11 protein-coding genes and 1 pseudogene are annotated in these 9,084 nt (G+C 65.1%); 4 read left to right on the top strand and 8 right to left on the bottom strand.

Annotated features, from left to right (window positions below; translation table 11 throughout):
* Window positions 1-639, top strand: a 639-nt coding sequence (locus tag EOA38_RS18840; RefSeq protein WP_145965995.1) for a DUF599 domain-containing protein, incomplete at its 5' end; no start/stop codon positions are given.
* Here EOA38_RS18840 and EOA38_RS18835 read toward each other — a convergent pair.
* The 5 genes from EOA38_RS18835 to EOA38_RS18815 form a co-directional block, all read right to left on the bottom strand.
* On the bottom strand, window positions 612-1,403 hold the full coding sequence (locus EOA38_RS18835; protein WP_127299929.1) for a YdcF family protein: 792 nt from the start codon (window positions 1,401-1,403) through the stop codon (window positions 612-614). The genes EOA38_RS18840 and EOA38_RS18835 overlap by 28 nt on opposite strands.
* A 40-nt stretch (window positions 1,404-1,443) precedes the next feature.
* Window positions 1,444-3,009, bottom strand: a complete 1,566-nt coding sequence (locus EOA38_RS18830) for an amidase family protein (protein WP_127299928.1) — start codon at window positions 3,007-3,009, stop codon at window positions 1,444-1,446.
* Window positions 3,009-3,467: a GNAT family N-acetyltransferase gene (locus EOA38_RS18825; protein ID WP_126093859.1), complete on the bottom strand. Its 459-nt coding sequence runs from the start codon at window positions 3,465-3,467 to the stop codon at window positions 3,009-3,011. Before EOA38_RS18825 ends, EOA38_RS18830 begins: the two co-directional genes overlap by 1 nt.
* A 6-nt stretch (window positions 3,468-3,473) precedes the next feature.
* Entirely contained in the window at window positions 3,474-3,761 is a 288-nt protein-coding gene (gatC, locus tag EOA38_RS18820; RefSeq protein ID WP_126093858.1) for an Asp-tRNA(Asn)/Glu-tRNA(Gln) amidotransferase subunit GatC, read from the bottom strand.
* A 117-nt stretch (window positions 3,762-3,878) separates the two neighbouring features.
* Window positions 3,879-4,586 carry a metal-dependent hydrolase gene (locus EOA38_RS18815; RefSeq protein ID WP_126093857.1) on the bottom strand — a complete coding sequence of 236 codons (708 nt, stop codon included), beginning with the start codon at window positions 4,584-4,586 and terminating at the stop codon, window positions 3,879-3,881.
* Between the two features lie 107 nt (window positions 4,587-4,693).
* Between EOA38_RS18815 and ruvX the strand changes: the two genes are divergently transcribed.
* Window positions 4,694-5,176 carry a Holliday junction resolvase RuvX gene (gene ruvX / locus EOA38_RS18810; protein WP_127299927.1) on the top strand — a complete coding sequence of 161 codons (483 nt, stop codon included), beginning with the start codon at window positions 4,694-4,696 and terminating at the stop codon, window positions 5,174-5,176.
* Here the strand turns inward: ruvX and EOA38_RS18805 are convergent.
* The 3 genes from EOA38_RS18805 to EOA38_RS18795 form a co-directional block, all read right to left on the bottom strand.
* Window positions 5,118-5,459 carry a DUF6105 family protein gene (locus EOA38_RS18805; RefSeq protein ID WP_127299926.1) on the bottom strand — a complete coding sequence of 114 codons (342 nt, stop codon included), beginning with the start codon at window positions 5,457-5,459 and terminating at the stop codon, window positions 5,118-5,120. The two genes, ruvX and EOA38_RS18805, sit on opposite strands and share 59 nt — an antisense overlap.
* On the bottom strand, window positions 5,459-6,004 hold the full coding sequence (locus EOA38_RS18800) for a hypothetical protein (protein WP_126093854.1): 546 nt from the start codon (window positions 6,002-6,004) through the stop codon (window positions 5,459-5,461). The genes EOA38_RS18805 and EOA38_RS18800 overlap by 1 nt, the downstream gene beginning before the upstream one ends.
* 153 nt (window positions 6,005-6,157) lie before the next feature.
* Window positions 6,158-7,786: a DNA alkylation response protein gene (locus EOA38_RS18795; protein WP_127299925.1), complete on the bottom strand. Its 1,629-nt coding sequence runs from the start codon at window positions 7,784-7,786 to the stop codon at window positions 6,158-6,160.
* 155 nt (window positions 7,787-7,941) lie between these two features.
* On the opposite strand from EOA38_RS18795, the gene EOA38_RS18790 reads away from it, so the two are divergent.
* Together EOA38_RS18790 and EOA38_RS18785 are read left to right on the top strand one after the other, a co-directional pair.
* Window positions 7,942-8,907, top strand: coding sequence for an aspartate carbamoyltransferase catalytic subunit (locus EOA38_RS18790; RefSeq protein WP_127299924.1), 966 nt, complete (start codon window positions 7,942-7,944; stop codon window positions 8,905-8,907).
* Window positions 8,904-9,084, top strand: a pseudogene (locus tag EOA38_RS18785) (dihydroorotase); the annotation flags it as partial. The gene EOA38_RS18790 and the pseudogene EOA38_RS18785, both read left to right, overlap by 4 nt.

Genomic DNA, 9,084 nt, shown 5'->3' with positions numbered 1-9,084 from the left:
GCCTCGGACGGCAAGCTCGTCAGCCGCGTGTCGCTGACGACGGCGATGAACGCCCAGCGCGAGGCCTGGATGCGCAACATGGCTGAGCGCGAGGTGCGCATCGTCGACACCGCCATCATGAACGGCCTGCAGCAAGGCACCGCCTTTTTCGCCTCGAGCTCGCTGATCGCGCTCGGCGGCTGCTTCGCCCTGCTCGGGGCTTCCGACCGCGTGCTCCAGGTGCTGGCCGAGCTGCCGTTCGGCGCGGCCTCGTCACACGAAGCCTTCCAGACCAAGGTGTTCGGACTGGTGCTGATCCTCGCCTTCGCCTTCTTCAAGTTCGGCTGGGCCTACCGGCTCTTCAACTATTGCTCGATCCTCATCGGGGCGGTGCCGATCCTGCATGGCGAGGCCTCGCGCAACCCCCTCAGCGAAACGGCGGTATGGCGGGCGACGCGCATGAACGTGCTCGCCGGCAAGCATTTCAACTCCGGCCTGCGCGCCGTTTTCTTCTCGATCGGCTATCTCGGCTGGTTCGTCGACCCGGTCGTCTTTGTGATCTCGACGCTGGTGCTTCTGGCGGTCCTGGTGCGCCGGCAGTTCTTCTCGGCCGCGCGCCAGGCAGTGCTCGGTCAGCCGCCCGGCCCGGGAAAAGGCTGATCGATGCGGCCGGCGAGCCAGTAGGCGATGAGCCCGACCCATTCACGGACCGCTTTGGTGGTGATTTCCAGATTGTCGCCGGGACTTGTGCGGTAGAGGCGTTCCTTGCCCGTGGTCCAATAGTCGACAGGCCAGGGAATGGTAGGAAAGCCGGCCCTGTCGAACAGCGCCTTGGCGCGCGGCATGTGAAAAGCCGACGTGACGAGCAGCCAGGTCTCGCCCGGTTTCGGCATCACCAGCCTCTTGGTGAAGACGGCATTCTCGTAAGTGGTGCGTGACTTGTTCTCCAGGATCAGGCGGTCTGCGCCCACCCCGAGCGCTGTGAGCAGGCGCGGCGCGGCGTCCGCATCGCCCTCGCCTTCGCCGATCATTTCGAGCGGACCGCCGGTGACGACGACTTTCGCCGTCGGGAACCGCCGAGCCAGCACCGCCGCCTCGACGAGGCGGTCTCCGCTGGCATTCAATTCATAGCCGCCGCGCACGATATTGACCGCACCGTCCATGGCGCCCCCCAGCACGACGATGCCGTCAACCTTTGCCGGAAGCGGAGGTCTTGGGAAGCGCTCTTCCAGGGGATTGAGCATCATGACGCCAATCGACGACCATGTCGAAAGCGCAAGGATGACAAAGGCAAGAACGCTGCCGGAGGCTGCCAATCGCCGCCGGCCCAACATGCCGGCAACCAAGCCTGCCAGCAGCAGGAAGATCGCCAGGTTGAGCGGCCTGGCGACAAACCAGAAGAGCTTCGAGAGGAAGAAGAACATCACTCACCCGCTGGGCCGGCATGGACCCCGATGACTGAGCCTACCACCACTTCTCCGGCTGGAACCTGCCCGCCGCCTGTTCGATGACATGCGCCGTCTGGAACAGCGTTTCCTCGTCGAACGGCCGGCCGATGAGTTGCAGGCCGAGCGGCAGGCCCTTGCCGTCCAGGCCGGCGGGCACGGAAATGCCCGGCAGGCCGGCCATGTTCACAGTCACCGTGAAGATGTCGTTGAGGTACATCTTGACCGGATCGGAGGCCATGTCCTCGTCGGCGATGCCGAAGGCGGCCGACGGTGTCGCCGGCGTCAGGATGACATCGACACCGGCGGCAAAGACGTTCTCGAAGTCGCGCTTGATCAGCGTGCGCACCTTCTGCGCCTGCAGGTAATAGGCGTCGTAGTAACCGGCCGACAGCACGTAGGTGCCGATCATGATGCGGCGCTTGACCTCACGGCCGAAGCCGGCGGCGCGCGACTTCTCGTACATCTCGACAATGTCCTTGCCGGGCACGCGCAACCCGTAGCGCACGCCGTCATAGCGGGCGAGGTTGGACGAGGCTTCGGCGGGCGCCACGATGTAATAGGCCGGCAGCGCGTATTTGGTGTGCGGCAGCGAGATGTCGACGATCTCGGCGCCGGCATCCTTCAGCCAGGCAATGCCTTTCTGCCAGAGCGCCTCGATGTCTTGCGGCATGCCGTCGACGCGGTATTCCTTCGGAATGCCGACCTTCATGCCCTTGATCGGCTTGCCGATCACCGCTTCGTAGTCAGGCACCGGCCGGTCGACCGAGGTCGTGTCCTTCGGGTCGGAGGAGGCCATCGACTTCAACAGGATGGCGGCGTCGCGCACGTCGCGCGCGATCGGACCCGCCTGGTCGAGCGAGGAGGCGAAGGCGACCACGCCCCAGCGCGAGCAGCGGCCATAGGTCGGCTTGATGCCGACCGTGCCGGTGAAGGCGGCGGGCTGGCGGATCGAACCGCCGGTGTCGGTCGCGGTGGCGCCCGCGCAGAGGAAGGCCGCGACGGCCGAGGCCGATCCGCCGGACGAGCCGCCCGGCACCAGCTGGGCGTTATCCAGGGTCCGCGCGGTTTTCGCGCCGCCGGCCGAGACGAAGCCGCCGTCACCCTGATGCGTCGTCGGCATCACCACCGTGTCGAGGCGCGAGCGCCGCCATGGATTGATGACCGGACCGTAATAGGAGGTTTCGTTGGACGAGCCCATGGCGAACTCGTCCATGTTGAGCTTGCCGAGCATGACGGCGCCGTCGGCCCAGAGATTGCTGGTCACGGTCGATTCGTAGTGTGGCTTGAAGCCGTCCAGCACATGGCTGCAGGCCTGGGTGTGGACGCCTTCGGTGGCGAACAGATCCTTGATACCGAGCGGAATGCCTTCCAGCGCCCCGCCCTCGCCTTTCGCGAGCTTGGCATCGGAGCCCTTGGCCATGTCGCGCGCCTTGTCGGCGGTGACGGCAATATAGGCATTGAGCACCGGATTGGCGCGCTCGATCGCCGAGAGATAGGCTTCCGTGATCTCGGCAGCCGAGATCTCCTTGCCGCGCAGCTTGGCGCGGGCCTCGGAAATGGTGAGATGTGTGAGGTCGCTCATCAGGCAAGGCTCTTTTCGTAAAACACCGACCACTCGGAGTCGGGATAATCCAGCACCGGGCCGCAACGCGAAAAACCGGCGCGCTCATAGACGGTCCAAGCGGCGGGATGGCGGTCGCCGGTCTCCAGAACCAGGCGCTTCAGCCCTTCCTGCCGCGCCAGCGCCTCGACCCGCGCGACGATCTCAGCGCCGATCTTGCGGCCGCGATGCGAGGGCCGCGTATACATGCGCTTGACCTCGCCGGTCGCCCCGCCGTGGCGCTTCAGCGCGCCGCAGCCGACGGCAAGACCACCGTCGCGGGCAATGAACACGGTCGTGTCATGGCCAGCCATCTGCTCGACGGTCAGGTGATAGCAATGTTCCGGCGGCGTCAGTTCGAGCAGCGCCGCGTTGAGCTCCGCGATCAGCGCGCGCACCTCGTCCTGCAAGGGCGTCTCGACGGCGATCTCGACGGCCATCGTGCCCTACTCCACGACCTTGGGAACGAGGAAGAAATTCTCGTCCGTAGCCGGCGCGTTGGCGACGATGTCGGCCGCCTTGCTGCCGTCGGTGACGACGTCCTGGCGCTTCTTCATCTCCATCGGCGTGACCGAGGTCATCGGTTCGACGCCGGACACATCGACCTCGTTCAGTTGCTCGACGAAGCCGAGGATGGCGTTCAGTTCGCCTGTCATGCGTTCGGCGTCCTCCTCGCTCACCGCAATACGGGCAAGGTGCGCGACGCGCTTCACGGTCTGAAGATCAACGGACATATCTATCGCCTCGGGGAAACCAATGCGGGCTATAGCGGCGGCGCGCTTGCGGCGCAACATCGATCATGTCGAACCGAGTGGACTGCGGACCGCTCCGGCGCCTGGAAGAAGGCCGGCTCAGATCGCGATCGGCTTGCCGATCTCCGGCAGCGCCACCTTGACGCCGGAGCCTTCCATGCCGGCCACGAACTTGTCGGCGGTCTGATCGATGATCGGGAAGGTGCCGAAATGGCAGGGAATGACCGTATCGAAATTGAAGAAGCGACGGCAGGCAAGGGCCGCCACCGCGCCGCCCATGGTGAAGCGGTCGCCGATCGGCACGATCCCGATCTTCGGCTCATGCAATTCGTTGATCAGCCCCATGTCGGAAAAGATATCGGTGTCGCCCATGTGATAGAGCGTCCTGTCCTGCGGGAAATGCAGCACCAGCCCGCCTGGATTGCCGAGATAGGTGTTGGTGCCGCCCTGGCCGCCGAACGAGGAGGAATGCAGCGCCTGGACGAAGGTGACGGTGAAGGGGCCGCAATCGACGGTGCCGCCGATATTGCCGGGATTGATCTTCTTGTCGCTGACGCCCTGTCCGACGAGATACATGCACACTTCGAAGTTGGCGACCAGCATGGCGCCGCTCTTGTTCAGCACCTCGATCGAACCGCTGACATGGTCGTTATGGCCGTGCGTCAAGAGAACATGCGTCACCCCTTCCGCGGGGCCTTCCCAGCCGCCCGTCCAGGACGGATTGCCGACCAGATACGGATCGATGAGGATGTTGGCGTCCTTTGTCTCGATGCGGAATGCCGAATGTCCGTACCAGGTCAGTTTCATGAATGCGTTCCTCGATTTTCTCGTTATCAAAGGATAGAACGCCGACGGCAAATTGAAAGTCCCGCGGCCTGTCAAAAAGCCGCGCGGCGAATCACCGGGGTGGGCCGTTGAGCATCATCAGCATCGAGGAATTGCCGGCCCGGCTCGCGGGCGGCCGCACGCTTGCCGGCCTCGACCTCGGCGACAAGACGATCGGCGTGGCGGTGTCGGACCGCGGCCTGTCCTTTGCCCATCCGCGCCCGGTCATCCTGCGCAAGAAGTTTTCGCTCGATGCCGCCCAGTTGCTGGCTCAGCTCGAGAAGGACAATGTCGGCGCGATCGTGCTCGGCCTTCCCATCAACATGGACGGGTCGGAAGGCCCGCGCGCGCAGAAATCCCGCGCCTTCGCGCGCAACATGGCTGTTTTGTCCGACCTGCCTTTCGTGCTGTGGGACGAGCGGCTGTCGACGGTCGCCGCTGAAAGGACGCTGATCGAGATGGATTTCTCGCGCAAGAAGCGCGCCGGCAAGATCGATTCGGCGGCCGCCGCCTTTATTCTGCAGGGAGCGTTGGACCGGCTTCAGTCGCTCGGCCGATCCGCTCCGGGCTGATCGGGCCGTCTCGGCGCTGACTGATCCACTCGGCGATCTGGCGCCTGCGGCGGAATGCCACCAGTCCGAGCAGCAGGAAAGTGTCGAACACGCAGGCCCGCGCGACCATGCCCGGGATGATCGCCGGATCGATGCCGAGCATCTGGCCATAGAGCTGGAAGACCAGGTCATGCAACTGGCGGCTGAGCATGACGTAGCCGAAATTGAGGTCGTTGAGCGACAGGAAGAACCAGCCCCAGAAAAGGACCAGCGGAGCAGCCCAGAATGCGAACAGCGTGCGCATCAGCGGCGACCTCCCGGCCTGGTTTCCGGGTGACTGGAGATGCGGGACAGCAGCGAACTGTGCGCGGCGCCCGTTGCGATGCGATGAGCAGCCAGGCGGGCCTCGTTCTCGTGCATGGCCGAGCGTCGCTCGGCGAGCACTGCGACATAAGAGGCAAGCAGCGCCGTCATCTGGACGGCGACCACCATGAACAGCCCGTTGATGCCTTGCGCGGCGCCACCCACGAGGATGATCGACAGCAGGAAAGAGGCAAAGATGAAGGCGATCCGCACCACTGCGTCGCCGGCATCCGGCCTTGTCGCGATATTGAGCAGCGTTTCGACGAAAGCCCAGCAGAACAGCAGCGCGACAATCAGCAGCGCGATCGAAAGCGGCGCCACGACGAGGGCCTGATCGAGACCCGGAAAGCGGCTGCTTTGCACAGATACGCCAAGCACGCCGAGCGCCGACGCGATGCCGCGATCGCCATCCATGCAGATATAGGCCAGCAGGGCGAAAACGACCGCCCAGTGCAAGGCCAGAAATGATGTCAACACGTGCCGCATGCGCTTCCTGCCTGGCGGAGCACGGGCTCATGGTTAACAGTTCCCTACTCCGGTGGACAGAGTGGTCTCTGTAAGGGCTCCCCGCAACGGAAACCATTTGTTAGGGTTAACGGCCATCCACAGGCCGGCGATGGCGCGGCTTGTCGAGGCTGTTCAGGTCAGCGGTGGATAGAGCGTGTCGATGATCATGCGCGCGTCATGGCGCGAATCGAGCATGCCGTAGGTGGTTCGCCACTGGCCGCCGAGCCTCGTCTCGACGAAGGCGTCGGCAATCCGCCCTGCCCCCAGCCTGCGCAGCTCCGCCGCCGCCGCCGACAGCGCCAGTTGCTCGGTGAGCAGGCGCGCCGAGCCCTCATCGGTCGAAGCCACCTGCATCGCCGCTTTGAGCACGCCGATGGTGCCGCGCCCGCCGGTGCCGAGATCGCGGTCGATGCCGGCCAGCACCTCCTCGAACAGGCCGGGCGCGCGGCCGAGCACGCGCAGCACGTCGAGCGCCATGACATTGCCCGAGCCTTCCCAGATCGCGTTGACCGGGGCCTCGCGATAGTAACGGGCGAGCGGCGCTTCCTCGACATAGCCGTTGCCGCCGAGGCACTCCATGGCCTCGTAAAGCAGCGGCGGCGCGATCTTGCAGACCCAGTATTTGACCACCGGCGTCATGGCGCGGGCAAAGGCCGCCTCGCCGCGATCGCTTGCCGCCTCGTCGAAGGAGCGCGCGAGCCGGAACGACAGCGCGGTGGCGGCGGCGACGTCGAGCGCCATGTCGGCCAGCACCCGCTGCATCAGCGGCTGGTCGACCAAATTGGCGCCGAACACCTGGCGATGGCGGGAGTGGTGGACGGCCTCGGCCAACCCTGCCCGCATGATGGCCGACGACGCGACAGCACAGTCGAGCCGGGTCAACGTCACCATATCCATGATCGTCTTTATGCCGGCGCCTGGCTCGCCGACCATCTCGCCGATGGCGTTGACGAATTCCACCTCCGACGAGGCGTTGGAGCGGTTGCCGAGTTTGTCCTTGAGGCGTTGGAAGCGAAATCCGTTGCTGGAGCCATCGCCCAGGATGCGTGGAACGAGGAAGCAGGACAGGCCCTCCGGCGCCTGGGCAAGCGCCAGGAAAGCATCCGACATCGGCGCCGACATGAACCATTTGTGCCCGGTGAGCCGATAGAAGCCACTGCCGATGCGCTCGGCCTTGGTGACATTGGCTCGCACATCGGTGCCGCCCTGCTTTTCGGTCATGCCCATACCGAGCGTAAGCCCGGTCTTTTCAACCGGCGGCTTCTGGCTCTGGTCGTATTTGCGCGTCGTCACGCGCGGCGCCCATTCGCGGAACAGTTTCGGACTCGCCATCAGCGCCGCCAGCGAGGCGCTGGTCATGGTGATGGGGCAAAGATGCCCGGTCTCCAATTCAGCGGTCAGGTAGAAGCGCGCCGCCCTCACCTGATGGCGGCGGCCGATCTCGGCGTCGCCATTTTCCCAAACCGAGGAATGCAGCCCGTTGGCCACCGAGCGCCGCATCAGCGCATGGTAGGCGGGATGGAATTCAACGAGGTCGATGCGCCGCCCCTGGCGGTCATGTGTCCTGAGTTTTGGTGTGTCCACATTGGCGAGGCGGGCGAGTTCCTGCGCCTCCTGCGTCATGACGAACCGGCCGAGCGCGTCGAGATCCTTGCGCACCGGATCGGAAAAGCGCTCGGCAAGCTGGATGAGCAACGGATCGCCCCGCCATGCATTGCCGCCCGTCAGCGGCGGCGGCTGGTTGATCACGTCGTCGGTCACGCCCTGTCCTTACCATCTGTAGGCCGCGGTCGCGAATCCGAAGCCATCGCTGCCTTATAGCCGAAGCCACGCAACGAAAATACCGGGGAGAAAGCCGGCAATCCCAAGCTGGCGCTTGCGGCCGGCCGGACCGCACCCTATAGCAGCGCCTTGAGATGACCGACGCTTCGTCCCTGCCGCTCTTTCCCCACCGCCATCTTCTGGGCATCCGCGATCTTTCCCCGGCCGATATCGAGCTGCTGCTCGACCGGGCGGACCAGGCCGTGGCGATCTCGCGGCAGCCGGAAAAGAAGACATCGACGCTCCGTGGCCGCACCCAGATCAACCTCTTCTACGAGGCCTCGACCCGCACGCAATCGTCCTTCGAGCTCGCAGGCAAAAGGCTCGGCGCCGACGTCATGAACATGTCGGTGGCGAGTTCCTCGGTGAAGAAGGGCGAGACGCTTATCGACACCGCCATGACGCTCAACGCCATGCGGCCGGATATCCTGATCATCCGCCACCAGTCGGCGGGCGCCGCCGCCCTTCTGGCGCAGAAGGTCGGCTGCTCGGTGGTCAATGCCGGCGACGGCGCGCATGAACATCCAACGCAGGCTTTGCTCGACGCGCTGACCATCCGGCGCGCCAAGGGGCCGCTGTCGAAGCTGATCGTGGCGATCTGCGGCGATATCCTGCATTCGCGCGTCGCCCGCTCCAACATCATGCTCTTGAACGCGCTCGGCGCGCAGGTGCGCGTCGTCGCGCCCTCGACGCTGCTGCCTGCGGGCATTGATAAGATGGGCGTGATCGTGGCGCGCTCGATGGCCGAGGGGCTGAAAGACGCCGACGTGGTGATGATGCTGCGCCTGCAGCGCGAGCGCATGGAAGGCGCCTTCGTGCCGTCGATCCGCGAATATTTCCGCTATTTCGGCCTCGATGCCGAAAAGCTCAAGGCAGCCAAGGGCGATGCGCTGGTCATGCATCCGGGGCCGATGAACCGCGGCGTCGAGATCGCCTCGGAGATCGCTGACGGGCCGCAAAGCGTCATCCAGGAACAGGTCGAGATGGGTGTCGCCGTCCGCATGGCTGTGATGGAAGCCCTGCTCGATCCCCGTCGCAACCATGAGGGCCGCGGCGCATGAGCGTGACCGTCTTCAGCAAGGCGCACATCGTCGATCCCTCGCGCGGGGTCGATGAGATCGGCACCGTCGTCGTCGACGGCCGCAAGATCGCCGCCGCCGGCAAGGCGGCGCTGAACCAGGGCGCGCCCGAAGGCGCCGTGGTCGTGGACTGTGCCGGCATGACGATCATTCCAGGCC

Origin of the sequence: Mesorhizobium sp. M1E.F.Ca.ET.041.01.1.1 (assembly GCF_003997355.1) — a bacterium.
In the GTDB taxonomy this organism is placed as follows: Bacteria; Pseudomonadota; Alphaproteobacteria; order Rhizobiales; family Rhizobiaceae; genus Mesorhizobium.
Note: the sequence above shows the minus strand (reverse complement) of the source record. Positions and strands in the feature narration are given on the sequence as shown.